Source organism: Streptosporangium fragile (genome assembly GCF_039534445.1).
GTDB lineage: Bacteria > Actinomycetota > Actinomycetes > Streptosporangiales > Streptosporangiaceae > Streptosporangium > Streptosporangium fragile.
In genome coordinates this window covers 21,207-47,723 of sequence record NZ_BAAAVI010000046.1, presented here as the reverse complement: position 1 = coordinate 47,723, position 26,517 = coordinate 21,207, and the positions used below count along the sequence as shown (strand labels likewise).

The 26,517-nt window shown below is 73.3% G+C and carries 24 protein-coding genes; 8 read left to right on the top strand and 16 right to left on the bottom strand.

The window, feature by feature from the left end; translation table 11 throughout:
- The 3 genes from ABD841_RS26970 to ABD841_RS26960 form a co-directional block, all read left to right on the top strand.
- On the top strand, positions 1–666 hold a 666-nt coding region (locus ABD841_RS26970; protein WP_344977664.1), incomplete at its 5' end, for a DUF5304 family protein.
- A 26-nt stretch (positions 667–692) separates the two neighbouring features.
- A complete protein-coding gene (locus ABD841_RS26965; RefSeq protein ID WP_344977661.1) occupies positions 693–1,637 on the top strand; it encodes an ROK family glucokinase in 945 nt (314 codons plus the stop codon).
- A gap of 257 nt (positions 1,638–1,894) precedes the next feature.
- The gene (locus ABD841_RS26960; RefSeq protein ID WP_344977658.1) at positions 1,895–2,584 is read left to right on the top strand and encodes an endonuclease/exonuclease/phosphatase family protein; all 690 of its coding nucleotides are present in this window, start codon (positions 1,895–1,897) and stop codon (positions 2,582–2,584) included.
- 138 nt (positions 2,585–2,722) lie between these two features.
- Here ABD841_RS26960 and ABD841_RS26955 read toward each other — a convergent pair whose 3' ends face one another.
- From ABD841_RS26955 to ABD841_RS26945, 3 genes are read right to left on the bottom strand one after another with little or no spacing between them, the layout of a single operon-like run.
- The gene (locus ABD841_RS26955) at positions 2,723–3,373 is read right to left on the bottom strand and encodes a methyltransferase family protein (RefSeq protein WP_344977655.1); all 651 of its coding nucleotides are present in this window, start codon (positions 3,371–3,373) and stop codon (positions 2,723–2,725) included.
- Positions 3,374–3,375: 2 nt separating this feature from the next.
- On the bottom strand, positions 3,376–4,119 hold the full coding sequence (locus ABD841_RS26950) for a cation efflux transmembrane domain-containing protein (protein WP_344977652.1): 744 nt from the start codon (positions 4,117–4,119) through the stop codon (positions 3,376–3,378).
- Positions 4,119–4,460, bottom strand: a complete 342-nt coding sequence (locus ABD841_RS26945; protein WP_344977649.1) for an ArsR/SmtB family transcription factor — start codon at positions 4,458–4,460, stop codon at positions 4,119–4,121. Before ABD841_RS26945 ends, ABD841_RS26950 begins: the two co-directional genes overlap by 1 nt.
- Positions 4,461–4,816: 356 nt before the next feature.
- Between ABD841_RS26945 and ABD841_RS26940 the strand changes: the two genes are divergently transcribed.
- Positions 4,817–5,935 (top strand): hypothetical protein, encoded by a 1,119-nt coding sequence (locus ABD841_RS26940; RefSeq protein ID WP_344977646.1) that lies wholly within the window; start codon positions 4,817–4,819, stop codon positions 5,933–5,935.
- A 244-nt stretch (positions 5,936–6,179) separates the two neighbouring features.
- Here the strand turns inward: ABD841_RS26940 and ABD841_RS26935 are convergent, their stop codons facing one another.
- Together ABD841_RS26935 and ABD841_RS26930 are read right to left on the bottom strand one after the other, a co-directional pair.
- Entirely contained in the window at positions 6,180–6,656 is a 477-nt protein-coding gene (locus tag ABD841_RS26935) for a hypothetical protein (RefSeq protein ID WP_344977644.1), read from the bottom strand.
- Positions 6,657–6,722: 66 nt separating this feature from the next.
- A complete protein-coding gene (locus ABD841_RS26930; protein WP_344977641.1) occupies positions 6,723–7,487 on the bottom strand; it encodes an alpha/beta hydrolase in 765 nt (254 codons plus the stop codon).
- 149 nt (positions 7,488–7,636) lie between these two features.
- Here ABD841_RS26930 and ABD841_RS26925 point away from each other — a divergent pair, with 149 nt between their 5' ends.
- Complete coding sequence (locus tag ABD841_RS26925) at positions 7,637–8,365, top strand: lysophospholipid acyltransferase family protein (RefSeq protein WP_344977638.1); 729 nt, start codon at positions 7,637–7,639, stop codon at positions 8,363–8,365.
- A 404-nt stretch (positions 8,366–8,769) separates the two neighbouring features.
- On the opposite strand, the gene ABD841_RS26920 is transcribed toward ABD841_RS26925, so the two are convergent.
- The 7 genes from ABD841_RS26920 to ABD841_RS26890 form a co-directional block, all read right to left on the bottom strand.
- On the bottom strand, positions 8,770–9,189 hold the full coding sequence (locus tag ABD841_RS26920; protein WP_344977635.1) for an archease: 420 nt from the start codon (positions 9,187–9,189) through the stop codon (positions 8,770–8,772).
- Positions 9,190–9,234: 45 nt separating this feature from the next.
- Positions 9,235–10,725: an RtcB family protein gene (locus ABD841_RS26915; protein ID WP_344977632.1), complete on the bottom strand. Its 1,491-nt coding sequence runs from the start codon at positions 10,723–10,725 to the stop codon at positions 9,235–9,237.
- A 94-nt stretch (positions 10,726–10,819) separates the two neighbouring features.
- Complete coding sequence (locus ABD841_RS26910; RefSeq protein ID WP_344977629.1) at positions 10,820–11,827, bottom strand: LacI family DNA-binding transcriptional regulator; 1,008 nt, start codon at positions 11,825–11,827, stop codon at positions 10,820–10,822.
- 173 nt (positions 11,828–12,000) lie between these two features.
- Positions 12,001–12,969, bottom strand: coding sequence for an acetylxylan esterase (locus tag ABD841_RS26905; RefSeq protein ID WP_344977626.1), 969 nt, complete (start codon positions 12,967–12,969; stop codon positions 12,001–12,003).
- A gap of 420 nt (positions 12,970–13,389) precedes the next feature.
- Complete coding sequence (mmuM, locus tag ABD841_RS26900; protein WP_344977623.1) at positions 13,390–14,262, bottom strand: homocysteine S-methyltransferase; 873 nt, start codon at positions 14,260–14,262, stop codon at positions 13,390–13,392.
- Positions 14,263–14,403: 141 nt separating this feature from the next.
- Entirely contained in the window at positions 14,404–16,785 is a 2,382-nt protein-coding gene (locus ABD841_RS26895) for a VIT domain-containing protein (RefSeq protein ID WP_344977621.1), read from the bottom strand.
- Entirely contained in the window at positions 16,779–17,630 is an 852-nt protein-coding gene (locus tag ABD841_RS26890) for a MerR family transcriptional regulator (protein ID WP_344977618.1), read from the bottom strand. The genes ABD841_RS26895 and ABD841_RS26890 overlap by 7 nt, the downstream gene beginning before the upstream one ends.
- Positions 17,631–17,766: 136 nt before the next feature.
- Between ABD841_RS26890 and ABD841_RS26885 the strand changes: the two genes are divergently transcribed.
- Complete coding sequence (locus tag ABD841_RS26885) at positions 17,767–18,234, top strand: Dps family protein (RefSeq protein ID WP_344977615.1); 468 nt, start codon at positions 17,767–17,769, stop codon at positions 18,232–18,234.
- Positions 18,235–18,305: 71 nt separating this feature from the next.
- Here the strand turns inward: ABD841_RS26885 and ABD841_RS26880 are convergent, their stop codons facing one another.
- A complete protein-coding gene (locus ABD841_RS26880; RefSeq protein WP_344977612.1) occupies positions 18,306–21,485 on the bottom strand; it encodes a P-loop NTPase fold protein in 3,180 nt (1,059 codons plus the stop codon).
- A gap of 198 nt (positions 21,486–21,683) precedes the next feature.
- Here ABD841_RS26880 and ABD841_RS26875 point away from each other — a divergent pair, with 198 nt between their 5' ends.
- Positions 21,684–22,817: an alkaline phosphatase PhoX gene (locus ABD841_RS26875; protein WP_344977609.1), complete on the top strand. Its 1,134-nt coding sequence runs from the start codon at positions 21,684–21,686 to the stop codon at positions 22,815–22,817.
- A 138-nt stretch (positions 22,818–22,955) separates the two neighbouring features.
- Here ABD841_RS26875 and ABD841_RS26870 read toward each other — a convergent pair whose 3' ends face one another.
- Genes ABD841_RS26870 through ABD841_RS26860 form a run of 3 tightly spaced genes read right to left on the bottom strand, consistent with a single transcriptional unit; the run spans position 22,956 to position 25,380 of the window.
- On the bottom strand, positions 22,956–24,038 hold the full coding sequence (locus ABD841_RS26870) for an LLM class flavin-dependent oxidoreductase (protein ID WP_344977606.1): 1,083 nt from the start codon (positions 24,036–24,038) through the stop codon (positions 22,956–22,958).
- Between the two features lie 7 nt (positions 24,039–24,045).
- Complete coding sequence (locus ABD841_RS26865) at positions 24,046–24,435, bottom strand: helix-turn-helix domain-containing protein (RefSeq protein WP_344977603.1); 390 nt, start codon at positions 24,433–24,435, stop codon at positions 24,046–24,048.
- A 42-nt stretch (positions 24,436–24,477) separates the two neighbouring features.
- Positions 24,478–25,380 (bottom strand): bifunctional helix-turn-helix transcriptional regulator/GNAT family N-acetyltransferase, encoded by a 903-nt coding sequence (locus tag ABD841_RS26860; RefSeq protein WP_344977600.1) that lies wholly within the window; start codon positions 25,378–25,380, stop codon positions 24,478–24,480.
- A 167-nt stretch (positions 25,381–25,547) separates the two neighbouring features.
- On the opposite strand from ABD841_RS26860, the gene ABD841_RS26855 reads away from it, so the two are divergent.
- Positions 25,548–26,516, top strand: coding sequence for a lactonase family protein (locus ABD841_RS26855; RefSeq protein WP_344977597.1), 969 nt, complete (start codon positions 25,548–25,550; stop codon positions 26,514–26,516).
- The last annotated feature ends 1 nt before the right edge of the window (position 26,517 follow it).

Sequence of the window (26,517 nt, the reverse complement as noted above, 5' to 3'; positions counted from 1 at the left end):
GATGAGGCGGAGCGTGTGGCGCAGGCTCAGCGTGATGAGGCGGAGCGCGCGGCGCGTGCCGCGTGGTTCGAGCGCGCCGAGCGGGCGGCGCGCGAGACGAGGTCGTGGCGCACCGCGAGGTCTCCCCGCACCGAGCCCGCCGGACGGCCGCCTCGCGCCGAACGGCCCGAGCACGCGGGGCGGTCCGAGCGCGCCGAGCGGCCGCGAACCGAGGAGCGCGCCGGCCACGGCCGGCGGTCTCCGGGCGGCGAGCGGACGGCGGGCGTGAACGACCCGCTGGGCACCGCCACCGAGGAGGCGTTCAAACTCTTCGACACCCTCCAGCGCAAAGCCGCCAGGGAGCTGCGCAAAAACCTGATCAAAGGCACGATGACCGGACTCGGCAGCGCGTTCTCCGGGGGCGGTCGCGAGCGAAGCCGGGACGTGTGGGAGGAGGCGGTCTCCGAGCATGAGGAGTACATCTGCCGGGCCTGTCCCGTCTGCCGCGCCATGGCCGCCCAGCGCGAGTCGGGCGGTGCCGTCGCCGACCATCTCATGCAGGCCGGGACCGAGCTGCTCGCCGCGTTCAAGTCGGCCGTCGACGGGCTGAACAAATCCTCGCCGGACCGCCGGGAACGGGAGCGCGGACGAGAGGAAACCCCCGTGGAGCACATCGACCTGGGGTGAGCCCAGGGGGAAAGGGTGAATGGACAATGGCGCTGACCATCGGTGTTGACATCGGCGGTACGAAGGTCGCGGCAGGGGTCGTCGACGAGGACGGCCGGATCGTCGAGCATCTTCTGCGGCCGACCCCCGCCGAGAATCCCGATCAGGTCGCCCACACGATCGCCGACGCGATCCTGGAGCTCGCCAAGAGCCGGGAGATCGAGGCCGTGGGCCTGGGCGCCGCCGGGTTCGTCGACGAGACCCGGTCCGTGGTGCGGTTCGCTCCCAACCTCGCCTGGCGTGAGGAACCCCTGCAGAAGAAGGTGTCCGACCTCGTCGGCCTGCCCGTGGTGGTGGAGAACGACGCCAACGCGATGGCGTGGGGCGAGGCCAGGTTCGGTGCCGGTCGCGGCGAGAGCCACGTGGTGTGCGTGACCGTCGGTACCGGCATCGGCGGCGGCATCGTCCTCGACGGCTTGCTCTACCGGGGCCGCTGGGGCATGGGCGCCGAGCTCGGCCACATGCAGACGGTCCCCGACGGGCGCCTGTGCGGCTGCGGCAACGTCGGCTGCTGGGAGCAGTACGCCAGCGGCAGCGCCCTGGTCGAGGAGGCCAGGAGGATGGCCCGGACCGATCCGGAGCGAGCCGCCACGCTGCTGGAGATCGCCGGAGGCACCCCCGACCGGATCGAGGGCAACGAGGTCACCGAGGCCGCCCGGCAGGGTGATCCGGTGGCGCTGGCCGCGTTCTCCTGGATCGCCCGCTGGATCGGCCAGGGCCTGGCCGACCTCGCCGCCGTCCTCGACCCGGGCTGCTTCATCCTCGGCGGCGGCGTGTCGAACGCCTCCGACGTCTGGATCGACCAGGCCCGCGAGTCCTTCGCCCGTTCCCTGACCGGGCGAGGACACCGCCCGCTGGCCGATATCCGCCTGGCCGAGCTCGGCGCCTCCGCCGGTCTGGTCGGCGCGGCTGACCTGGCCCGTAGGCGCTGACCCGGCCCGCGAGGCCGACCCGACCCGTAGGCGCTGACCCGGCCCGCAGACGCCGACCCGGTCCGGGGTGCCGGCCTGGTGGCGGGTACGCCGGGGCCGTGGCGCGGGCCGCATGGGCGGCGATCCGGCCGCCGTCCCGGGCTCCGGAAGGCCGGGGCGCGTGGGGCACCCTCCCCTGCGGGTCAGGTGTGGGAGCCGGTGGGGTGGGTACCGCGCGGTTACGTCACGGCACGCTTCCCGAAGAGAGGCAACCCTCCGTGGTGCTCAGGGTCGCCAGCTACAACGTCCGCTCGATGAGGGACGACGTCGCGGCGTTGGGGCGGGTCGTCGCCGCCCTCCGCGCCGACGTGCTCTGCGTGCAGGAGGCGCCCCGCTTCCTGTGCTGGCGCCGCAGACGCGGGAGGCTGGCGGCATTCGGCGGGTTGACCGTGGCGGCGGGTCGCCGCAGGGGCGGCGTCGCCGTGCTGGCCGGACCCGGGGTGAAGGTGCTACACGGCGAGGGGCACCTGCTGGAGTCCTTCTTCGGCCTGGAGCGGCGCGCCATCGCGATCGCCGTGGTGGAGGCCGGCGGGCGGCGGGTCGCGGTGGGTTCCATCCACCTGGACCTGGACGAGACCGCCCGGCGGTGTCACGCGGCCGAGGCGCTGGCGCTCCTGCAGGCCACGGCCGACCGATTCGGCGCGCTGCCGGTGCTGGCCGGGGACATCAACGAGCAGTCGGACCGGCCCAGCTGGCAGCACCTCACCGAGCGGCTGACCGACTGCTATCCGGTCTCGCCGCGCGGCGACGGCTTCACCTTCCCGGCCAGGGGCCCGCACAAGCGCATCGACGCGATCTTCGCGATGCCGGGCCTGCCGGTGATCTCCTGCGGTGGAGTCGACGCCGACCCCGCCGACCTGGCGGCCGCCACGGACCACCTCCCGGTGGTCGCCGATCTCGACTGTTGAGCGCACGGTTGTCGTCAGCGGAGCTGACCAGCACGCCGATCATGTGGTTGCGGTGCCGGCCGGTGGTGCTGACCTGTCCGTGACCGGGTGCGTGGTCGCTGCCCGCGAGGTCCTCCTTCGCTGTGGGGCGGAATGCTGTCAGCGGCCGGGATGCGGCGGTGATCCGGCCGCTCGCGCGGCGGTGGGGCCGGGCAGGCGGCCCAGGCCGGGCACGAACCGGCCCACCCGCGCGGCGTACCCCTGGTAGGCGTGGCCGTGGGCGGCCAGCAGGTAGGGCTCTTCCACGGCGCGTACCTGCAGCTCGATGGCGGCCAGCAGCGCCACCGGAGCGAGGAACGCGGCCGGGTTGGGCACCATCAGCGTCAGCCCGGCACTGGTGGTGATCATCGCGGTGAAGATCGGGTTGCGGGCCAGGGCGAACGGCCCGCCGGTGACCAGCGTGGTGCGCTCGCCGGCGTCCACGCCGATCCGCCAGGAGGCGCCCATGGCCAGCTGAGCGGCCAGCGTGGCCGCGGTGCCGGAAAGGGCGATCACCACTCCGGCGCCCGCTACCGGCGGGTGGTCGAGGGCGGCCAGGTTCGCCAGGCCGGCCATGGCGGCGACCGGGCCGGCCAGGCCCAGGGCGAGAGCGGTCAGGAACGCCAGTTTGGCCCACCAGGCGACCGATCCGGCCGGACCGGCGTCCAGGCGCAGGCCGCTGTCACCGGTGCGGCGCCAGTGCACCACGGTGCGCCAGCCGAAGGCCAACGTCAGGGCGGCCAGGTACAGCACGAGCGCGGCAACGGCCACGATCATTCCTTTCCGGTGGTGCAGCGGCCGTCGCCGCACCCGGAGCCGGATGCGACGGCGGAGGCGGGGACCAGGGCGGCGGAGGCGGGGGTTAGGGCGGCGGCGGGGGTCGGGGCGGCGGCCGGGGCGCAGCAGGTGTCCCCGCGCCAGGCCTCGCGGCCCTCCTTGACCGCCACCGCGGCGATGACCAGGGCGGCGATCGGGTCGGCCCACCACCAGCCGAAGGCGCTGTTGAGCGCCAGGCCGGCCAGCAGGACCGCCGACAGGTAGGTGCACAGCAGGGTCTGCTTGGAGTCGGCCACCGCCGAGGCCGAGCCGAGCTCGCGGCCGGTACGGCGCTGGGCATACGACAGCAGCGGCATGATCGCCAAGCTGAGCGCGGCCAGGACCAGACCGGGCGTGGAGTGCTCGGCCTGGTCGGCGCCGAGCAGGGCCCGGACGGCCTCGACGCTGACGTAGGCCGCCAGTGCGAAGAACGAGACCGCGATGACGCGCAGCGCCGTCTTCTCCCGCCGCTCGTGGCCGGCGGCGGAGAACTGCCAGGTCACCGCGGCGGCCGAGGTGACCTCCACGACGGAGTCCAGGCCGAAGCCGATCAGCGCCGCCGAGGAGGCCAGGGAGCCGGCGGTGATGGCCACGGCGGCCTCGATGAGGTTGTAGGTGATGGTGGCGGCCACCAGCATCCGGATGCGCCGGGTCAGGACGGCGTGGCGGGCCGGGGCGGGACCAAGGGAGATCGTGGCCATCAGCAGCAGCCCTCCTGCTCGGCGTCGGCGCAGGTGCGCTCGGCGTCGGCGGCCACCGCGACGACGGCGGTGCGCAGGTCGTCCAGGGCGTGGCCGAGCCGGGCGTCAGCCAGCTCATAGCGGGTGCGCCGGCCGACCGGCACGGCCACCACCAGGCCGCAGTCGCGCAGGCAGGCCAGATGGTTGCTCAACCGGGTGCGGGAGATGCCCAGGGCCTCGGCCAGCTCGGCCGGGTGGGCGGGCGCCTGGCGCAGGGCCAGCAGGATGCGGCAGCGGATCGGGTCGGCCAGCGCGCGGCCGAAGCGGGCGAGGACCTCGATCTCGGGGGCGATCGTCAACACATCCTCAGAGTACACGAGATCCTGAATTCAGAAAGGCGTGTACATTCAGCGTGATCTGCCTGGTCGTGGTGGTGAGCGCCCGGCCGCTGTCAGCGAAGACCCGCCGCCCTCTGCGTCCGCCCGATGAACAACCGGGCACAGGGTCACCGACAACAACCCGGGCGCATCCGCTGGCAACAACCGGGCGCATCCACTGGCAACAACCCGGCGCTCGACATCGGCGACCGGGATCCCGGCGCGGGTGACGATCCGAAACGCGCCTTCCGCGAGAATCGGTAGCGCGCCTTTCCCGATCGTGACCATCAACTGGCCGGAGCTGCACACGGGGATGGGGCGTCCCCCGTACCATTTGGTATATGACCCGTCGCCTTCCGCGGCGTGCGCTGGCTCTCTGCGCGGGAGGCCTGCTCCTGCTGTCCTCGCACCCGTCCGTCGCGCATGCCGACCCCGTCAGCCCGCCCACGGCGGAGGCCTGGCAGGCTCCGGCCAGCGCGGGGCTCAGCAAGGACGGATCGCTGTCCGACGTGGCGGCGATCTCCGCCACGAGCGTCTGGGCGGTCGGCCAGCAGAGCGTCTGGGACGTCTGGCAGAGCCGCGGCGCGATCGCCCACTGGGACGGTTCGTCCTGGAACGAGGTGGGTATCCGCAACGACCCCACCGGGGCCGGACTGCTCCGTTCCGTCGCGGCGGCCTCGGCGGGCGAGCTGTGGGCGGTCGGCGAGGGCCACGACGGCCTGCCGTACCTGGCCCGGGGAGACGGCTCCTCCTTCGACCGGGTCATCGTCGACAAGCTGCACGTCGGCGACTGGCTGGGCGGCGTCGCGGCCGTGCCGGGCCGGATGGTCGCCGTCGGCCGCCGCGACAGGCAGCCGCTGGTGGTGACCGGCACCGGCGGGAAGTGGAAGCTCACGCAGCTCCCCGACAGGGGCACGCTGTACGGGGTGTCGCTGTCCGCCAAGGGCGACGGCTGGGCGGTGGGCGACGCCGACGGCAAGCCGTTGATCATGAAGCAGTCCGGCGGGCGCTGGAAGACTTTCAAGGCCCCCGACATTCCCGGCGGTTACCTGCGTGACGTCCACCTCGACGGGCCCAGGCGGGCGCTGGCCGTCGGCGGCGTCCACCAGAGCTCCGGCGAGGTCGTCCCGCTGATCCTGTCGTGGAACGGGAAGAGGTGGTCCCGCGTGGCCCCGCCCGCCGGCGACGTCCGCCTGTACGGGGTGACCGGCGACCGCAAGGGCCACTTCTGGATCTCCGGGGTCGACCTGTCGCAGCCCGGCGAGGCGTTCCTGCTCCGCTACGACGGCCGCACGGTCAGGACGCTGCGCGGCCCCGAAGCCGAGACCTCCCGGACGGTGCGCCTGCAGTCCGTGGCCTACCTGCCGGGCACCGGCACCGTGTGGACCGTCGGCCACGTGGTCGACGCCTCCGGCCGGTACACCGATGTGATCGAGCGCTTCGGCGTCCCGAAGCCGTAGCTCCGGCGCCCCGGTTCCGCGCTTCGCCCGCCGCGGCTCGCGTCCTCCGTCCGCGTCGGGCAGGTTCCGGCGCGCGGTTCGCGTCCCCGTGCTCGGACCGGCCCGCCCGCGGCCGCGCGAGGTGCTCCGCCCGTGGACGCGCGAGGCGCCCAGTCCGTGGACGCGCGAGGTGCCCCGTCCGCGGACGTGCGAGGCGTCCCGCCCGGTGAGCGGGGCCGGTCGGCGGCGACCGGGGCGGCGGCGTTCAGACGACGGCGCCGTCGTCCCAGCCGGAGTCGCCGGGCGGGCCGTCGCCCATGCGGACCACCAGTGCCACGAAACCGCCGATGAACGCGGCGACGGCGGTGAACAGCATCCAGCCTTCCAGGTGCCAGTTCAGCGCGGCGCTGAGCAGCAGGTAGGCGGGACCGCCGAACAGAGCCAGCCAAGCGATCTTGGTGGTGGCGTCGGTCTTGGGCAGCGGAGGCGGCGGCGGGGGCACGTAGTGCCCCTCGTCGTCCGGATCGGCCTGTTCGCCCCCGGTGTCGCGCTCGGGATCGAGGAAGTCGTCCTCCCGGAGGAGTTCTTCCTCGTCCGACTGCTTGATCACCCGTCGCGGAGGTTCGGCCGGCAGGTTCTCGCTGTCCGGCCACGGCTGATCACCCGAGTCACGCTCGGCGGTGTCGTTGAAGGAGGCGACGATCTGACGCCAGACCTCGTCCTCATCGCTTTGAGGTGTCACTTAGCTGGGCCCGTTGCTCATCGGCCGATCTCTTTCTCCCGGAGACCGCGCATCCCCCGCTCGCGATCAGTCTCTCTGCAAGGGTACAGACGCGTACGTCTGGATGAACTCCAGGCTCCCGGCAAAGATCCGATCGGCATCGTTGTCAAGCGTCGCGACGTGGTAGCTGTCGGCGAGCTCCACCACATTCAGATTCCCCCCGGTCAGCCTTTCCCGCAGAATACGCACACTCGTCGGTTTCACCACATGATCCTGCGGGCTGTGAAAGACCAGCACGGGTTGGGTGATCTTTCCCAGTTCCGCCTGGGTCAGCGCCCACAACCGGGGAAGGGAGGCTGCGGCCCTGACCGGCGTGCGAGTGTAGCCGAGTTCGGTCGCCCCTTCCTTCTTGATGTCCCCGGCCACGCCCGGCACCGACGCGATCACGAACTTCAGCAACGGTGCCAGCTTCAGCAGCGGCACGTCGTTGGCGATCGAGGGGTTGACGACCACCACCCCCTTGATCCCCCTGCCGTGGACCTCGGCCAGCCGCAGCGCCATGCAGCCTCCGAGCGACAGGCCCATGACGAAGACCTCGTCGCAGCCGCCCCGCAGGTTCCCCAGGGACCGGTCCAGTTCGGCGTACCAGTCTTCCCAGCGGGTGCGGCTCATCTCCTGCCAGGTGGTGCCGTGACCGGGCAGGCGGGGGAGCGCCACGGTCATGCCCGCCCCGGCCAGGTGCTCACCCCAGGGGCGCAGCGACTGCGGTGACCCGGTGAATCCATGGCAGAGCAGGACACCGACCCGTCCTCCCTCATGGTGATACGGTTCCGCACCGGGCATGACTGGCATCGCGGCTCCTTGTCAGGTTCGACCGATCGTCGCACGACTGGGACGTGTTTTGCGAGAGGTCGTTTTGGGCGCTTCCGTAGGGTAGGTGGCTGTCACGGGAAGTGGGAGGATAATTCCAGGTCCCCGCCCGTCAACCGAAGGAGCATCGAGTGTTCTACTGGGTGGTGAAGGCCATCCTCTCGCCCTTCCTCCATCTGATTTTCCGGCCCTGGGTGGAGGGCTTGGACAACGTTCCCAAGCAAGGACCGGTGATCCTGGCCGGAAACCACCTGTCGTTCGCCGACCACTTCTTCGGCGCGCTCTTCCTGCGGCGAAAGGTGATCTCTCTCGGCAAGTCCGACTACTTCACGGGCCGCGGCCTCAAGGGCATGATCAGCAGGGCCTTCTTCAGCGGGGTCGGCACCGTCCCCATCGACCGCTCCGGAGGCAAGGCGAGCGAGGCGGCGCTGCGCACCGGCAAGCGCATCCTCGCCGAGGGCCAGGTGCTCGCCATCTACCCGGAGGGCACCCGCTCGCATGACGGCCGCCTCTACAAGGGCAAGACCGGCGTGGCCCGGCTGGCGCTGGAGGCGCGCGTCCAGGTCGTCCCGTGGGCGATGATCAACACCTTCGAGATGATGCCTCCCGGCAGCCCCCTGCCCAAGCTGGGCATCCGCCCGGGGGTGAAGTTCGGCAAGCCGCTCGACTTCTCCCGCTACTACGGGATGGAGGAGGACCGCCTCGTTCTGCGCGCCGTCACCGATGAGATCATGTACGCGCTGATGGAGCTGTCCGGTCAGGAGTACGTCGACAAGTACGCCGCCAGCGCCAAGGTCGAGGCCGCCCGCGCGGCGATGGAGGCCAAGCAGGCCGCCAAGGAGGCCCGCAAGCGCTCCTGACGTCCGCCCCGGGGCCTCCGTCCCCGGCGGGCCCGGCGGGCCTTCCGGGGCGCCGGTGTGCACACGGCAAAACAGTGTGCACACAACAAGAAGACCTGTGAGGCGCTCTCCCTTCGCCGGTATTGTCCGGATCAGGTGGCTAGGGGTCGTCGGTCCGCCTTTCGGCTTTCCGGCCTCTCAGCCCTTCCGTCGTTCCTCCGTGGAGGCTCTCCGGTCGGACTCCCTCGCTCGTCTCACAGGCCTGATACCAACCTCCCGCCGCAGGGGTCGCGTTGCCAGGGACGAAAGTCCTTCCGTTCCGGGACCAACGGTCCGAGTCACGTTCACGTCTTCCGTCGCGTGCTCCCGCCTTGATGATCTCGCCGTATCCGTACCGGTCAAAAGCCCGATCGCGCCCGACGGCGTCACACGTCCAGGGTCACCGTGCAGGTCCACCGGCCCGCGTGGTGTTCGAAGGTCAGCTGATGCAGGGCGACGGCCTTGGGCACCGCCCCGGTCTGGGGCACGGCCGTCAGATCGGCCATGGTCAGCTGGAGGCTCAGACGGTCCTGATCCTGTACGGCTGCCACGCCGATCGGGATCCGTCCGGTGGTGTCCATCAGGTAGACGACCTCGTCCAGGACGGCCACCAACTGATCCTGAGGTTCACCGGGCTCGACGCGAAGGTCGTACTCACCGGTGGCGGCGGCGCCGCTCAGATCGAGGAAGCTCTCCGCCATGCCGAGCACCGCCTGGGCGATGCATTCCCCCGTCGTCGGTGCCCAGGCCTGGATACGGGTGTCGGCGGTGTGGGGAAGGGCACGGTGGCCGGCATCGGTGCTCATCGGCTTCTCCCTCTTTCCCCGTCCGGCCTCTGACGACCTGCCCGTTCAGCCTTTGACGACGCCGAGGGGGACCAGGCGGGCGATCCTGCGGCACAGCCCCGCCCCCTCACTGGCGGTGATCACGGCGTCGATGTCCTTGTAGGCGGCGGGCGTCTCCTCGGCCAGCCCGCGCCAGGTCACACCGCGTACGACGATGCCCTGCGCCTCCAGGCGGTCGCGCAGCCGCCGGCCGCTGACGGAACGCGCCGCCCGGTGGCGGCTCTGGGTACGGCCCGCGCCGTGGCAGGTGGAGTGGAACGCCTCACCGCCGGAAACGCCGGTGAGCACGTAGGAGGCGGTGCCCATGGTGCCCGGGATCAGCACGGGCTGGCCCACCGGGGCCAGATCGGCCGGTAGGCCGGGATGATACGGCGGCAGCGCCCGGGTGGCGCCCTTACGGTGGACGCACAGTCGCGTGCCGTCGTGTGTTTCGATCTTGGCCAGGTTGTGCGAGACGTCGTACACCAGATCCAGGCCGCCGTCGGCGATGTCCGCGAAGGCCCGCCGCGTGGCCTCGCCGAGCAGTTGCCGGTTGGCGCGCCCGTAGTTGGCCGCGGCGGCCATGGCGCCGAGGTACGCGCGGCCTTCGGGAGAATCGACCGGGGCACAGGCGAGTTGCCGGTCGGGCACGGTTATGCCGTAGTACGGCATCGCCTTTTCCATCACGCGTACGTGGTCGGTGCAGATCTGGTGGCCGAGCCCGCGGGAGCCACAGTGGATCATCACGCACACCTGGCCACGGCTCAGGCCGAACGCGGCCGTCACCACCTCGTCGTACACCTCCTCCACCGCCTGGATCTCCAGGAAGTGGTTGCCGGAGCCGAGGCTGCCCACCTGGTTCAGCCCCCGTTCCACGGCTCGGGAACCGACCTGGGAGACATCGGCGTCGGCGACCCCACCGAAGTCCTCGCAGCGCTCCAGATCCCGCGCCACGCCGTGGCCCTGCTCGACGGCGTACCGGGCGCCGTCGCACAGGACCTTTTCGAGCTGTGACCGCCCGGTCAGGTGCCAGACGGCGCCGGGCCCGGCACCCCGGGGGATGGCATGATCGAGGCGGTCCAGGAGCCGGTTCAGCCGGGGCGCCAGCCGGTCGCGATCGATGTCGGCCGCGAGCAGCCGCACCCCGCAGGAGATGTCGAAGCCGACCCCGCCGGGGGAGACCACGCCTCCGGCCGCGATGTCGGTGGCGGCCACGCCGCCGATCGGGAATCCGTACCCCCAGTGCAGGTCGGGCATGGCGTAGGAGGCCCGGACGATGCCCGGCAGGGTGGCCACGTTGACGACCTGCTGCAGCGCCTGGTCCTCCGGAAGCAGCACGCGGGAGGCCAGTACGACGCCGGGCACCCGCATCGATCCGTGCCGCTCGATGCGGAAGCGATAGGGCGTCTCCTCGATGAGTTGGATCGTGTGTCCCATTTCCGCCCCCATCGTGCAGACCTCGATGAGGCAGCCCATGATGGTCCGCCGGCCGGCTCCGTCGACGTCGCCCTTCGACACGGCGCCTCAAGCCTGGCCTGCTCCATGGTCGTGCGCCAGAGGCGAAAGTCCCTGTGGGGCGGTCGTGATCGCCGTGTCCGGCGGCGGGAAACCGTCAGCGCGTCGACTCGCGGACGACCAGCTCCGGCTGGAAGATGACCTGCTGGTGAGCGTGTGTCTCGGGGTTGTCGCACTCGTCCAGCAGCAGCTCGGTGGCGACCCGGCCGAGCCGGTGGGTCGGCTGGCGGATCGAGCTGAGCGAGACCGCCGAGGCCGAGGCGAAGTCGATGTCGTCGTAGCCGATGAGGGAGACGTCCTGGGGGACGCGGACGCCCGCCTGGAGCAGCCCACGCAGCATGCCCAGGGCCAGCAGGTCGTTGGCGCAGAACACGGCGTCCGGCAGGCGGCCCTCGGCGAGCAGCTTCTCCGCCGCCTGCTGGCCGCACCTGGCGTTCATCGCGCCCATGGGGATCTCCTCCAGGACCGCCCGGGGGTCGCGGCCGGCGGCGGCCAGTGCCCGCTCGGCGCCGATCAGCCGGTCGGCGCACTGGCGGACGGTGAGGGGCCCGGTGACGTACGCGATCCGGTCGGCGCCGGCGGTCAGCAGGTGGGAGACGGCCATCGCGCCGCCGGTGACGTCGTTGACCGCCACCGAGCACTGGTCGGGCCGCTCGGCCGGGTGGTCCACCAGGACGACGCTGATTCCGCGCTCCCTGAGCTGGTCGACCTTGGCGAGGTTCTCCCCGGCCGGGGTGATGAGCACCCCGCGGACCCGCTGCTCGGCGAAGACCAGCAGGTTGCGCTCCTCCTTGAGCCGGTCGCCCGAGGAGTTGCCCAGGATCACGGCGTACCCGCGCTCGCTGGCCACCTCCTCCACGCCGGCCGCCACGTCGGTGAAGAACGGGTTGGCGATGTCGATCACCGACAGCCCGACGGTGCGGCTGTGCCCGGCGCGCAGGCTGGAGGCCGAGCCGTGCCGGACGAACCCGAGTTCCCGGATGGCCTCCTCGACCCGGCGGCGCGTGGATTCGGCGACCTTCTCCGGGCGGTTGAGCACGTTGGACACCGTCCCCGGCGACACTCCGGCCCGGGCTGCGACTTCCTTGATGCTCACCGAACTCATGGCCCCAGATTAAAACGTAATAACCGTTCCTGCGCCACTAAATCGCGCCGATTTCTGGTGCGGTGAGGGTAACCGTCCCGGGCAGGAAGTAAATCGATTCGATAAGAATGTCGTCGATTTCCCGGATGGCCGCAAGGAGGCCCGGACCGGCGGCGCCGGCCCGGGCCCCGGGCCTAACCGGCCAGGAGCTTCCTGGCGGTCCGGAGCTGTTCGGCGAGCTGGTGGGACTCGCCGCCCTCGTGGCCGTTGAAGGGCCAGACCCGGATGTCCTTGGGGCCCGCGTGGTGGTTGTAGGCCGCGAAGACGGTGGAGGCCGGCGTGACGCCGTCGCGCAGACCCACCGAGAAGAGCGCGGGGGTGACGTTGCGGGCGGCGAAGTTCAGGCCGTCGAAGTGGTCGAGGGTTTCGAAGACCTGGTCGACGCGGTGGCGGTTCCCCTTGAAGAACCGGCCGAGTTCCCCGTATGGGTCCTCGTCGGTGATCTCGGCGGCGCGGCGGATGTGCGTCATGAACGGCACGTCGATGAAGGCGAACAGCAGGCCGGGGACCAGCGCGCTGACGGCCTGCGCGATCGCGCCGCCCTGGCTGCCGCCGGAGACGACGATGCGGGAGGCGTCCACCAGGGGGTGCGCGCGGGCCGCCTCGACGGCGCGGACGCCGTCGGTGTACAGGCGCCGGTAGTAGTAGTCGTGCGGGTCGGACACGCCCTGGGTGAGCTTGCCGCTGACCTGGGGCCCGGTACCGCCCACCGGGTCGGCGGTGTCACCGGAGCGCCAGCCGCCGCCCTGGCCGCGGGAGTCCATCACGAAGGTCGCCCAGCCGGCCACCGGCCAGGTGAGCCAGTCGTGCGGCCGGCCCCGGCCCCCGTTGTAGCCGATGTACTGCACCACGCACGGAAGTGGCTCCTCGGCCGCGGCGGGCACCAGGAACCAGCCCCTGATCTCGTGCCCGCCGAACCCCGCGAAGCGGACGTCGAAGCAGCGCACCAGCGCCAGGTCGGTCTCCACCTCGGTGAAGACGGCGTCCAGATCGTGCTCGCGGGCCTCGGCCAGCGTCTTCGCCCAGAACGCGTCGAACTCGGCGGGCTCCCGGCGCTCCGGCCGGTACTCCCTGAGCTGGTCGAGGGGCATGTCGATGAACAAATGATCTCCCGAGGTCGAGACGTTCTCCGGCGGCGGCCGGCGGACAGGCCGCCCGCCGCCGGACGTACCCGGCCCCCGGCGCGACTGGTACGGCATGACGCGGTCGGGGGCACCGGCCTCATTGTGGCGACTCCCCGGATGCTCCGCCACGGCACCCCCCGGAGATCACACGCACGTCCCGGGCGCTCGCCCCGGCCGCTCCGGGAGCACGCGTGCGCGTCCCGGACGCCCTGCCGTGGCCGCCTCGCGGGCACGTGCTCCCCGGAAACCACGCGCGCACGTCCCGGGCGCTCGCCACGGCTGCCCCGGGGATACGCGCATCCCGCACACGCGCGGATGCCCCGGCCGGGGCGATCTCACGGGGAGGGCCGGGCAGAGCGTGGGCGGCCGGGGCGATCTCGGGCGGGAGCGCGTCCGCGGTCAGCCGGCGTGCGACCCGGTGAGGTGGGCGCGGATCTGGCGGATGTGCTCGGGGGTGGTGCGGCAGCAGCCGCCGACGAAGGCCGAGCCGGCCGCGGTCCACCCGACCGCGGCCTCGCCGAACTCCACCGGGTCGGCCAGCCCCAGCCAGCGGCGGCTCCCGGCGTCCCAGGTCTCGCCGGAGTTGGGATACGCCATGGCGGGCTTGCCCTCGATCCGGGAGATCAGGCTGGGCACGTGGCGTGGGGCGGTGCAGTTGACGCCGACGGCTATCACCTGGGGATCGCCGGTGAACAGGGCGGCGGCCTCGCGCAGCGGGGTGCCGTCGTTGATGTGCTCGCCGTCGCGGCAGGAGAAGCTCACCCACGCCCGCATCCCCGGCGTCTCGGCGAGCAACCGCTTCAGCGCGCGGGCCTCGGCGTAGGAGGGGATCGTCTCGCACGCCAGCAGGTCGGCCTCGCTGTCGGCCAGGATGTGCCAGCGGTCGCGGTGCCAGTCGGTCAGCCCGTCCTCGTCCAGGTCGTAGTCGCCGGTGTACTCCGCGCCGTTGGCCAGAGAGGCCCCGTAGGGCCCGACGCTGGCGGCCACCGTGCCCGACCCGTGGGCGTCGCGCGCCTGGGCCGCCAGGTGCACCGAGAGGAGGATGAGATCCTCCGCCTCGGCCGCCGTCAGACCACGCCGGAGGAACGCGGGGATGTTCGCCTGGTAACTCGCCGTGATCGCCACCTCGGCGCCGGCGGCGAAGTAGTCGAGATGCGCCTGCCGGATCACCGCGGGATTCTCCAGCAGCAGTTTCGCCGACCACAGCTCGTCACGGAGGTCCGCCCCCAGGGCCTCCAGATGGGTCGCCAGGCCGCCGTCCAGAATCACCATCCCGCTACTTTATGTGCAACGGCCGGGCTTGCGGTCCGCTTCCCGCCGCAGCGGCCGCCGGGGTTCCGTCGTGCGGTCCCGGCTGCCGGGCGCATCTCCGGCGTGGCGTCGGCGAGGGCCGGCGCCACGCCGGAGACCGGCTCACCTCTTCCAGAACGGGCGGCGCTTGGCGGGGCGGACCAGGGCTTCCAGGCCCTCCACGGCCCGTCGCCACAGCGTCTCCACGTCCCCGCCGCCCTGCAGCTCCCTGGCCAGGGCCTCAAGCTCGGCGTGGCCGCCGAGGTGGACGGCCAGGGCCGCCAGGCGGCTGCCCAGGTCCCGCAGCATCAGCAGCCGCTCGGCGTCCGGCAGGGACGCCGCGGCGCGCAGCCGCGCCAGCTCCTCGGCGAGCTGCTCCCGCGGCGGCTCCTTCGGCGTGCCCTGCCGCAGCGGCGGCGCGACCGGCGCGGAGCGGGGGAGCATCCGGGCGCGGTCGTCGAAGCCGCCGGCCGCCGCCTCCTGGGCCATGCCCGGGCCCGCCCCGCTCGCCCCGAACGCCGGCACCGACCCCGGAGGCGCGAGCCCGGGCGGGCCGGCCGGGGGAGCGACGGGCGGCCTCGCGGGGGCCGGCCTCGGGATGTGCGCGGGCATCTGCGCCGGAGCACCGCCGTACGCCGAGGCCGCCATCATCATCGGGGCCGCCGCGACGATCGGGCTCTCCCAGCCGCTGGGCAGCTCCACCGGCTGGATCACCCGGTGCTCGGGGCCGCCCTCGGTCACCGTCCGCGTGTCGACCGCGACGAACGCGGTGAAGCGGCAGAGCACCCCGTACCGCAGCGACGTCTCGACGATCTTCTCCTCCAGCGAGTGGTCGCCGATCGCGTAGCTGTCTTCCAGCGCGCGCAGCCGGGCCCGCGCCCAGATGGCCCGGGTCGCGGGGTTGGCCGCGACCTTCGCGGTGACCCGGCGCTCCCACGGCTGTCCCGCGGCGTCCAGACCGCGCACGGTCAGGGCCCCGCCGCCCGCGCCCCGGTAGCGGCCCAGGACGGTGAGGGGGACGCCCGGGTAGATCGAGCCGACGTGGCTGACCGTCTCCGGGATCACGTCGAGCCCGTCGGCCTTGAGGGAGAGATCGGTGACCAGGGGGGCGCCGATCCGGCGGTGGATGTGCTCCATCGCCTCGTCCAGCCGGTCCTCGGACTCCACCAGCTCGCACCGGCCGCCGCCCAGCCCGGCGAGCCGGCCCAGGAAACCGGCGTTGACCGCCCGGTCGATGCCGACCGTGTGCACCCGTACCCCACGCAGCCGGGCGTCGAGCCGCTTCAGGATCTGGTCCTCGTTGCCGACCTGCCCGTCGGTGACGAGCACCAGCACCCGGTCGCCGGCGGAACCGGCCAGCAGGGCGGCGGCCCGCTCCAGCGGGGCCAGCATCTCGGTGCCGCCGCGCGCCTCCAGCCTCGTCAGGTGCTCCACGGCACGGTAGCGGTTCCGGTCGGACGCCTGGGACAGGCCCTCGCCGAGCCCCTCGGGCTGCTCGACCACCGTGTCGAACGAGAGCACCGCGAACCGGTCCCGCGAGGTGAGCGTGTCGACGATCCGGGCGGCGGCGCGCCGGGCGGCCACCATCTTCCAGCCGCTCATGCTGCCCGAGCGGTCGAGCACGAGCACGACGTCCTTGGGGGTGGCGGCGGTCTGCGCCGGGTCGGGGACGACGGTCAGCGCGAACGTCCCCTCGTCGCCGTCGGGCGTCAGCGCCAGCGAGGTCGAGGCGTCGAAGGACAGGCGCAGGATGAAGTCGCGGTCCAGCCGCTCGCCCGGCCGGAGCCGGACCGTCGTGCCCTCCTCCTGGACCACGTGCAGGCTGGAACGCATCTCGCGCAGCACCAGCCCGGCCGGGTCGACGGAGACGGCCAGCGAGAGCCGGACCGGGCTGGGGAAGCCGGGCAGCAGCACCGGGGGAGTGATCCGGGAGGCGTCGGGGACCGCGTCGGTGTCGGGTGCCCAGCCGTCGCCCGCCTGCTCGCCGTCCAGTGGCGCGCCGGGGATGTAGCGGGGGGCCACGACCAGCGGGAAGCGGAAGGTGGCCGCGCCGTCCTCGTACGGGAGCGGCTGGTTCAGCGTCAGGTGCACAGTCACGCGCTCGCCCGGCACGATGTTGCCGACCCTGATGGTGAAGACGTCCGGCCGGTCCTCCTCGGCGATCGCGGCCCGCCTGCCCTGGGCGAGCGCCCGGTCGTAGTCGGCCCTGGCCTGGCCGCGTTCCTTCAGCACGCCCTCGACGACCCGCCCGTCGGCCTCCATCCTGAAGGCGGTCACGGCGGCGCGGTCGGGCAGCGGGAAGACGTACGTCGCCTCCAGCGCCACGTCGTGCGGGTTGCGGAACCCCTGGACCACCTCGACGCCGGCGACCAGGCCGGACACGGCGGCGGTGACGTCCACGCTCTCCAGCGGCAGGTTGCCGCGCTCGGTGGAGAGCGCGCCCAGCCCGGCGTCCGGGACGGGCCGGCACTCCTCCGGCCGCAGCGTGGTGATCGAACTCAACATGGGTGCTTTCCTTCCGGAGGTGTCAGGCCGCGTTCGCGGAGGAGCGTCAGGAGTGCCTCCGACGCGGCGACGATCTCGGCGAGGTCGTCGGGCGCCGGGGGACGGCCGCCGTCGAGCATCAACGTCACCCCGGCCGCGAGCCGGACACCGTGCACGAGCACGGCGGCCGGGGCGCCGGGTGGCGTGCCCGCCGGTGCCGGTGGCACGGGGCCGGTCGACGCGACCGGGGTGGCAGGGGTGATCGGAGCGATCGAGGTAGCCGGCGCCTCGGTCCAGAAGCGGGCCCGAGGAGCCCCGGCCGCGGTCGACGCGAGGGCTTCGGCGACGCCGGCGGGTGGGGCCGGCGCGGCGGGTTCGGTGGGTTCGGCGACGGATGCGCCGGGCGGGTGGACGGGGTCGGCGACGTCCGAGGCGCCGATCGTGTCCCCGGATCCGGCGGGCCCGGACGCGCGTGCCGGGCCGATGGGGTCGGTGGTGTTCGGCGGGCCGACCGGGATCGGGCCGATTGGGATCGGGCCGGTCGGGATCGGGCCGGTCGCGAGGGCAGGGAGGCCGGCGATCGACTCCAGCAGCCGATCGGTGGCTCCGGCGAGCTCGGCCTGGATCTCGGCGATGGTCCGGCCGTCGGCCTGGCGGCGCTTGACGGCGATGAGCTGCAGCAGGTGCCGCCTGCCGTACAGGGCGACGCGGCCCCGCCGGGCCAGGGGCGGGTCGAGCAGGCCGATCGTGGAGTACCACCGGATCAGGCGCTCGTTGGGCACGTCCCGCACCCGCCCGTTGAGCTGGGCGGTGGGGGCCAGCGCCGCGGAGGCCCGCTCGACCAGTTCACCGATGGTCCATTCCATGCCCTCATAGTGACACTGTCATAATGACAGTGTCAATTAGGAATGCGGCATTGGGGGTAATAGGGAAGAAGCCGACGGGTAGGGGGGGGTCATCACAACGAGAGAACTGATGCCGAACCAGGGGGAGGCATACCTCATGTCCGCAATCACGAGCCCGCTCAACCCCGAAGCCCGGAAGACCGTCGCCACCGCCCTCCAGGGAGCCCTCGTCGACCTGCTCGACCTGTCGCTCCTGGCCAAGCAGGCCCACTGGAACGTGATCGGCCACAACTTCCGCTCGCTGCACCTGCAGCTCGACGAGGTCGTCGCCGCGGCCAGGGAGCACGCGGACACCGTCGCCGAGCGCGCCGTCGCCATCGGCTCCAACCCCGACGGCCGGTCGTCCACGCTGGCAAGGACGACCGAGGTGCCCCAGCTGGAGGCGGGCTACGTCAACGACGGCAAGGTCGTCGCCGCCCTGACGGACATCCTGGAATCCATCGTCCGCAGGATGCGCGAGCGCATCGCCGCCACCGACGAGCCGGACCCGGTGACCCAGGACATCCTCATCGAGATCACCCAGGACCTGGAGAAGCACCACTGGATGCTCCAGGCCCAGCGCTGATCCCGCGCACCGCGGACGAGCCCCGGCCGTGGACTCTCGGCCGGCCATGCCCTGGAGCGGCCCTCACGCCCTCACAGGAGATGGCGGGCGAGGTCGGCGATGGGATGGGGGCGGGAGAGCAGGTCGCGCAGGGCGTCCAGGTACGGGCCGCCGGGGCTGTCCGGGCCGTCGGGGCCGGTGAGGCCGGTCTCCTGGAGGGCCCGCTCCCAGCCCCCGTCGGTGCCCGCGGCGCGTTCGAGACGTTGCAGCACGCTCACCCCCGCGGACTCCCTGGCCAGCGCCGACAGCAGGTGCGGCCACTGGACGGTCAGCGCGGCCAGCTTGGCGACCTCGGCGTCCGAGGCGGGGGCCGCCCCGGCGAGCGTCCGCCGGTACGTCAGGAACGAGTAGAAGCGGAAGACGTTCACGTAGCGCTTGATCTCGCGCGGGTTGAAGAACGCCAGCGCGGGGAGCACGAACTCGATCGCCCGGTAGGCGTTCTCGTCGCTGTAGAGGTCGTCGAAGACCCGGTCGGCTGCCTCGCGCGTCGCCGCGGCCAGTCCGCCGATCTCGCCGGACCCCTCGATGCCCAGGGCCTCCTGAGCCCGCCGCGCGGCCTCGTCCAGGGTCGCCGCCGTCGGCCGCAGCGCCCGGATCGCGTCCTGCAACCGGCTCACCTGGACCGGGTCGGGCGCTTCCGCCGGTCCCGGTCCGGTCCGGGCGAGCGGCGCGTCGGCCGGGGTACGCGATCCCGGCACGCGCGCGCCCGGTCGTGGCCGGGTACCGCCCGGTCGCGGTCCGGTACCGCCCGGCCGTGGCTCGGTACTGCCCGGTCGCGGTCCGGTACCGGCCGGTTCCGCGACGGTCCTGCCTGTCGCGACGGCGCCGTCCGCCGGGTGTGCCGGACGCCGCCGGGGGGCGGTGCCGGCGGGGGTGCCGGCCGCCTCCCGCGCCGCCTCTCCCTCCGGGGGAGGCGGCCCGGCGGGGGAGGCGGCCTCCGGCACGCCGAGGAGCGCCCGGACGAAGGCCGGCAGCCGGTCGGCGTCGTCCAGGAGGGGCACGCTCAGCGGAAGCTGCACGATCTTCTCCAGGAACCGCCAGCCCAGCCCGGAGCGCCCGTCCGCGGGCAGCGTCCCGGCCAGTTCCGGGTAGGCGGCCTCCACGTGCGCGACGACCGCCTCGGGTTCCATGGCCAGCACGAACACGCAGTTCGGGAACTCCCCGGCGAGAAACAGGTTGATCGCTTCGATGACCTGGGCCACCGTCCCAGGCGAACACCGGTCCAGGTCGTCCACGAACACCACCAGCGGCCGCTCCTCGGTGGCGACCAGGTCGAGCACCTGGCGCATGTCGGTCTGCACCAGGTGCAGGAAGCCGGTCCTGGCACGGTACCCGGGGTCGCCCGCGACCTCGGTGACGAACCCGTCGGCCGGGCCGGGGCCGAACAGGTCCGGCTGCCTGACCAGGCCGCCGAACGCGCTGTCCGCCGACTCGCCGAAGAACCGCGCCAGCCGGACCGCGCCCGCGCCCACCACGGCCGCGGACCCGGCGGAGCCGACGGCGGCCGCGGCGTCCGTCAGGGCGGCGCCGAACGCGGGCAGCAGCGTGGCCGCGGTCAGCAGGGCCCCGGTGAGGAGCAGGGTGGCCACCAGGCCCAGGGCCACCGGCGCCAGCCGGGTCACCGCCAGGTGGTAGGCGCGGCGGCGGACCGCCTCCCGGTCGATCCTGGCCAGGTTGAGCTCCAGCCAGAACCGCTCCCGCTCGGCGCGGGGCAGTCGCCGGGTGACCTGGCTGATGATCTCGTGGGCGAGCCCGGCCCATACCTGCTCGCCGCTCTGGTACATCCACGGGTTGAACCAGACCGTCGGCCGCCAGTCCGCCGGCCGCAGGGCCGGCGTGTCCGGTTCGGCGTGCCCGGCGCTCTCCCGGGGCCGCCGGTTCGCCCTGGCCAGCACCTCGGCGTTGGTCGGCGCCCGCTCCGCCCGCGAGCCCGGCAGGTGGACCGGGATCGGGGCGTCCCCGGCGGCCCCGGGGTCCAGAAGGTCCTGGATCATCCGCATCAGCGAGGTCTTGCCCGCGCCCCACGGCCCTTTGACGCCGATCGTCAGTGGCGGGCGGGTCTCGGGGTGGCGGACGAAAGCGGCGATGGCCTCGGCGTAGACCCGGTGCCCGAGCTGGTCCTCGATGGTCCAGCGGTCGGCGGCGAGCCTGGCCCGCGGCCGTACGGCCCGTCGCCCGGCCCGCCGGAGGCGGAGCAGCGCGGAGGTCCGGGCCCGCTCGTCCGCCGGCAGCCGGGAGTAGCCGAACGCCCGGACATCCGGGTGGGCGAACGCGCCCGCCTCGTCCAGCAGGCCCCACCGCCGCAGCTCGGCGGTGTCGCCGAAGACCTCGTCGATCGGCTCGTCCGCGTCGAGCAGGGACGCCCGGCGCAGCGTCTCCCTGGCCGCCTCGCTCAGGTGGAGCTCGTAGACCCGCCGGACGATCTCGGTACCCGAGGCCGGGGGAGCGGGCTCGCCCAGCCGGGCCAGGGCGCGGGCGAAGGCGGGGTGCGGCGCGGACGCGAGACCCCGCGCCGGGGTCAGGGCGACACCCGCGACGGCGCCGTACGCGATCAGGATCGGGGTGCGGGCGGCCGAGGTCGCCGCGTAGCGGGCGAGCGCGTACGCGTGCAGGTCGCCCACCGTGACCGTGCCGTCCCCGTCGGAGTCGGCGGCCCGGGTCGCCAGGCCCTCGGCGAGGACGTCGGTCAGCGCGGGCGCGGGGCCGGGCACCGCCTCGCCGAACCTCAGGGTCAGCGTCAGCGCCGCCGCGGCCACCCTCGGCTCCCCGGCCACGGCCAGTTGCCTGACCGGTTCGGCGGAGCCGTCCAGCGCGCTCCAGCCGAAGTCCGTGACCAGCAGCACGGCCGCCGCCAGTGACTCGCCGACCTGCCGCCCGAAGGCGCCGATCAGCGACCCCAGCCGTCCCGAGGTCCAGCCTCCGTCGGCGGGCAGCCTGATCACCAGGAGGTCCCCCTCCCGCGCCGACCGCAGGAACTCCCACACCCGCTCACCGTCCGCCTCGGTCCCCCGCCCGCCGCGGACGTCGACGGCGAACCCCTCGGCCCGCAGGGCGCTCGCCAGGCGCTCGCCCGGCCCGCCGTCCCCGGCCCGCGCGGAGGCGGGCGCCGGGGCCACGGACGGTGACGAGTCGAGGAAGACCAGGGCCCTCCGGGCGCTCACCCCGGGCGCGGTGTCACAGGTCGGATTCGCGAACGCGAGTCCCTCGCTCAACGTTTCTCCCGGTCTGACGGTGGTGTCGATCCCACTGTGGACGGGCCCGTCCCGGCAGATGGCGATCTTGGTGATAGGCCGACCTGTTTTGACGGATGTTTGCTCTGGGGTTTGTGCAAAGTTTGGGTACGCGCAGCCTTGGCGTTCATGTGAGTTCGATCGACTTGCGACGTACCGTGAGGGCGACGAGGAGGAGCCATGCTTCGCCGGACGTTGGTGCGCACCGGGGGCCTGACCGGCGGTGGGGTTCTCGCCGGGTCACTGTGGCGGGGGGCCGCGTACGCCGCCGCACGCGGCTCGGCCGGCCCGTACGGGCCACTGCGCGCGCCCGACGCCGACGGGGTCGCGCTGCCCGAGGGGTTCACCAGCCGGATCGTCGCCCGCAGCGGCCGCCGGGTCGGCGGCGTGCTGTGGCACCCGGCGCCGGACGGCGGCGCGTGCTTCCCCGCCGGTGACGGCTGGATCTACGTCTCCAACTCGGAGGTCCCGCTGCTGGGCGGGGCGTCGGCCATCAGGTTCGGCCCCGGCGGCGAGGTCGTCGACGCGTACCGGATCCTGTCGGGCACCGACCTGAACCGCGCCGGCGGGCGCACCCCCTGGGACACCTGGCTGTCGTGCGAGGAGATCTTCCGCGGCCGGGTCTTCGAGTGCGACCCCCACGGTTCGCGCGCCGCGATGCCGCGCCTGGCCATGGGCCGCTTCCGGCACGAGGCCGCGGCCTGCGACCCGGAGCGGCAGGTCGTCTACCTGACCGAGGACGAGCCGGACGGCTGCTTCTACCGGTTCCGGCCGGTCCACTGGGGTGACCTGACGTCGGGCACGCTGGAGGTGCTCTGCGCCGGCTCCGGCGCCGGGCCGGTGACCTGGCGGCGGGTGCCCGACCCGGGCGCGTCGCTGGAGCCGACGCGCGAGCAGGTCGCCGGGGCCGGGCGCTTCCGGGGCGGTGCGGGCTGCCACTACGCGGACGGTGTCTGCTTCTTCACCACCAAGGGCGACAACCGGGTGTGGGCCTACGACGCCGGGAACGAGTGCCTGCGGGTCGTCTACGACGCCGGCGCCCCGCCGGCCGGTGCCGACGACATCGCCGGCACCCTCTGGGGTGACCTGTACGTCACCGTGGACGGCGGCGACATGGAGATCGACCTGATCACCCCGGACCGGGTCGTCACCCCGTTCCTGCGGATCTCCGGGCACCCCCGGTCGGAGATCACCGGCCCCGCCTTCTCCCCGCGCGGCGACCGCCTCTACTTCTCCTCCCGGCGCGGTGCCCGCGGCGAGGCCGCCGGCACCGACGGCGTCACCTACGAGGTCACCGGGCCTTTCCGCCGCTGAGCGGGACCGCCGACCGGGCGACACCGGCCGATGCCCGGGGCGGCGTCAGAGCGGTCGCGGGGAACCCCGGCGGCGTCCGCGGCCCCCGCGGCGCGAGGGCCCACCGGAAGACGCGCCCGGCGCGCGGCTCCGCGGTGCTCAGGCCACGAGGACGGGGGCGCCCAGCCTGGGCAGGACGAAGTCGCCCACCCGCCACGCCTCCTCCAGGTGCGGCCAGCCGGAGAGGATGAACTCCGACAGGCCCAGCTCCGAGTACTCGCGGATGCGCTCGGACACCTCCGCGTAGCTGCCGACCAGCGCGGTACCGGCACCTTCGCGGACCAACCCGACTCCCGCCCAGAGATTGGGTGATATCTCGAGCGCATCCGCGGAACCCCCGTGGAGCTCGGCCATGCGGCGCTGACCCACGGAGTCCATCCGGGCGAAACGCGCCTGGGCGGCGGCGATCCGGCCGGGGTCCATCCCGTCGAGCAGGCGCCGGGCGTGCGCCCAGGCCTCCTCGGCGGTGTCGCGGGCGATGACGTGCAACCGGATGCCGAACCGGAGCTCCCGGCCCGCCTCGGCGGCGAGCGCGCGCATCCGGGTGACCCGCTCGGCGATCGCGGCCGGGGGCTCACCCCACATCAGGTACACGTCCGCGTGGGCGGCGGCGACCCGCTCGGCGGCGGGGGAGGCCCCGCCGAAGTAGACGTCCGGGGTGTCGAGGAGCGGCGCGGCGAGGCCGCCCTCCGACACGCGGTAATGGGCGCCCCGGTGGTCGAAGGGCTCGCCGGCCCAGGCTCGCCGGAGCACGGCGATGAACTCCCCGGTCCGCTCGTAGCGGGCGTCGTGGTCCAGGAAGTCGCCGTAGGCGCGCTGCTCCCGCGGGTCGCCGCCGGTGACCGCGTTGAGCAGCAGCCGCCCCCCGCTGATCTCCTGGAAGGTCTGCGCCTGCTGGGCGAGGAGGGTGGGCAGTGTGAAGCCGGGGCGGAAGGCCACGAGCAGCCGGAGCCGTTCGGTGCGCGCGGCGATCGCGCTGCAGGCCACCAGCGGGTCGGGGCAGCCGGAGCCGACGGGGGTCAGGGCGGCCTCGAAACCGGCGGCCTCGGCCGCCCCGGCCACCTGGGTCAGGTAGTCGAGGGTGGCGGGCCGGGCCGCGGCGGGACCGGCCGCGACCGTGGTCGTGGCGGGCCTGACGTGGTGACCGTCGCCGGTGGTCGGCAGGAACCAGTGGAAGCGCATCGTCGCCTCACGCGTGAGGAGGTGGTGCCGTCGACAATAATCGGATAATACCTATCTGTAAAGTGGGGATTATGGTGGGAGGTGGCCGGCCCGCGAGTACGGCCTCCGGGCCGGAGGCCCGCCGCTTCACGGGACGGGGGTCAGGTAGCCGGCGAGCAGCGCCTTCAGCTCGGCGGCCGCCGCCGGCGCCGCCCGGTGCGCGCCCCTCGGTGAGCCGGGCGACCGGACCGTCCGGGATCTCCTCCTTGTCGCGGGAGAACCGGTACGGCGATCCCGGTGACATCCCGGCCCGCTCGGCCACCGCGTTGGTGGTCATGCCGGCGTGGCCGACCCGGGCGATCACCTTCGCGGTGCTCTTCGTGATGACGGGCAGCGTGCTGATCCCGCTCAAGGCCACGGTGGTATCCGTCCCCGCCGGAGGGCTCCCGCCCGGCGGGGATCACAGGTCGCGAGCCCAGATCTCCTCGGTGAACCCGTCGCCCTCCTCCTTCTCGACCAGCTCGAAGCCCGCCGCCCGGTAGATGCGCCGGGCGCCCAGCAGCACGTCCCTGGTCCACAGCACCATCCGCCGGTAGCCGGCGGCTCTGGCGAAGCGCACGCACTCGTCCACCAGCCGCGCGCCGATCCCCATGCCCCGCGCCGCCGGCTCCACCAGCAGCATCCTGAGCTGCGCCGTCTCGTCGTCCCTGCGGACGCAGAAGACGCATCCGACCCGCTCGCCGTCCACCTCGGCGATCCAGCCCGCCTCGCGCCGGGGGTCGTGGCCGTCCGCGTAGTCGGCCACGATCCTGGCGACCAGCGCCTCGAAATCCATCCCCCAGCCCTGCTCCCGGCTGTAGAGCACGCCGTGCCGGTGCACCACCCAGCCGAGGTCGCCCGGCCGCGGCGGGCGCAGGACGTACGGGCGGTGGGCCACCGGCTCCCGGCCGAGGAGCTCCTGGATCGTCCGCATGCTCATGACCAGCCGCTCGCGGTCCTCCTCGTTCACCCCGTCGAGCAGCTCCCGGATCTCCGTCGCCGCCCGCTCGTCCAGGATCGCGAACGCGGCCCGCCCCGCCTCGGTCAGCTCGATCACCTGCCGCCGGGCGTCCGAGGCGGACCGCTCCCGCATGACCAGCCCGTCGATCTCGAACCTGCCGAGGATCCGGCTGAGGTACCCGGCGTCGAGCCCGAGCAGCCGCCGCAGCTCCCCGGCCTCCATGCGGCCGTTACGGTCCAGTTCGAACAACACTCTCACCTCGGTGAGCGAGTAGGGGGTGTCCAGCACACCCTGGTGGAGCACCCCGATGACCCCGGTGTAGAAGCGGTTGAACGCGCGGACCTGCGCCACATGTTTCTCCATGTCTGACAGAGTCAACTATTTCGTTGACGTAGTCAATGAAAATCGGCGGGTGTCCCGGGGTGGGAGGTGGGGGCCGCCGTCGGGCTGCGCTAATTTCGCAGACTGGCCCAGAACGGATGAGAAGGCAGAGGGCGGCGTACGCCGCCCGTGACGGCGGCGGGAGCATGATGGCTGAGCTTGCTTACATCGGCGGATACACCCCGGACACCGACGGGTCCGGGCCGGGGATCACCCAGGTCGAGCTGGGAAGCCTGGCGCGGCTCGGCGAGACACCGGCCTCCGGGGCGTCGTTCCTCGCCGCCCACCCCCGCCTCCCGGTCCTGTACGCGGTGGGGGAGAGCGGGCAGGGCACGGTCAGTGTCTTCGCCCGCACCGCCGGCGGCGCGCTCAGCCCGCTCGCGCGGCGCTCCAGCGAGGGCTCGTCCCCCTGCCACCTGGCCGTCGACCCCACCGGCACGTGGCTGGCGGTCGCCAACTACGGCGACGGCACGGTCAGCGTCCACGGCATCGACGCCGCCGGTCTCCTCACCGACGTGTGGATCTTCCCCTACCGCGAGGGCGCCCACGCCCACCAGGCGGTCTTCGGGCCCGACGGCGTGCTGTACGTGACCGACCTGGGCGCCGACGAGGTCCGCCGCTACCTGGTCGGGGACCGGGTGGTCCCGCACCCCGACGGCCCGGTCCGGCTCGCCCCCGGCATGGGCCCCCGGCACATGGCCCACGCGGGCGACCGCTGGTACGTGGCCGGTGAACTGGACGGCACGGTCCGCGCCTACGACGCCGGCTGGCGCGAGCTGCTGGCCGTCCCCGCCAGCGACGCGGCGGGTGAGAACCACCCCTCCCACCTGGAGGTGCGGGACGGGTTCGGCTACGTCGCCAACCGGGGCCCCGACACCATCTCGGTCTTCTCCCTGCCCGGCCTGGAACGGATCGCGGAGGTCCCCTGCGGCGGCGCCTGGCCGCGCCACTTCGCCATCGCGGGCGGCCGCATGTACGTGGCCAACCAGCGTTCGGGAGAGGTCGCCGTCCTGCGGTTGAAGGACGGGATCCCCCACGCCGAGGGTGAGCGCTTCACCGTCGGCACGCCCTCCTGCGTGCTGCCCCTCCGGGAGCGGTCCCGGACCGCCCCGGCCTGAC

Coding starts and splice junctions, on each gene's coding strand:
- ABD841_RS26885 (WP_344977615.1), top strand. CDS start 17,767: ATGTCCGCAATCACGAGCCCGCTCAACCCCGAAGCCCGGAAGACCGTC.
- ABD841_RS26870 (WP_344977606.1), bottom strand. CDS start 24,038: ATGCGCTTCCACTGGTTCCTGCCGACCACCGGCGACGGTCACCACGTC.
- ABD841_RS26860 (WP_344977600.1), bottom strand. CDS start 25,380: ATGGAGAAACATGTGGCGCAGGTCCGCGCGTTCAACCGCTTCTACACC.
- ABD841_RS26940 (WP_344977646.1), top strand. CDS start 4,817: ATGACCCGTCGCCTTCCGCGGCGTGCGCTGGCTCTCTGCGCGGGAGGC.
- ABD841_RS26910 (WP_344977629.1), bottom strand. CDS start 11,827: ATGAGTTCGGTGAGCATCAAGGAAGTCGCAGCCCGGGCCGGAGTGTCG.
- ABD841_RS26950 (WP_344977652.1), bottom strand. CDS start 4,119: ATGGCCACGATCTCCCTTGGTCCCGCCCCGGCCCGCCACGCCGTCCTG.
- ABD841_RS26965 (WP_344977661.1), top strand. CDS start 693: ATGGCGCTGACCATCGGTGTTGACATCGGCGGTACGAAGGTCGCGGCA.
- ABD841_RS26920 (WP_344977635.1), bottom strand. CDS start 9,189: ATGAGCACCGATGCCGGCCACCGTGCCCTTCCCCACACCGCCGACACC.
- mmuM (WP_344977623.1), bottom strand. CDS start 14,262: ATGGTGATTCTGGACGGCGGCCTGGCGACCCATCTGGAGGCCCTGGGG.
- ABD841_RS26895 (WP_344977621.1), bottom strand. CDS start 16,785: ATGTTGAGTTCGATCACCACGCTGCGGCCGGAGGAGTGCCGGCCCGTC.
- ABD841_RS26890 (WP_344977618.1), bottom strand. CDS start 17,630: ATGGAATGGACCATCGGTGAACTGGTCGAGCGGGCCTCCGCGGCGCTG.
- ABD841_RS26855 (WP_344977597.1), top strand. CDS start 25,548: ATGGCTGAGCTTGCTTACATCGGCGGATACACCCCGGACACCGACGGG.
- ABD841_RS26875 (WP_344977609.1), top strand. CDS start 21,684: ATGCTTCGCCGGACGTTGGTGCGCACCGGGGGCCTGACCGGCGGTGGG.
- ABD841_RS26930 (WP_344977641.1), bottom strand. CDS start 7,487: ATGCCAGTCATGCCCGGTGCGGAACCGTATCACCATGAGGGAGGACGG.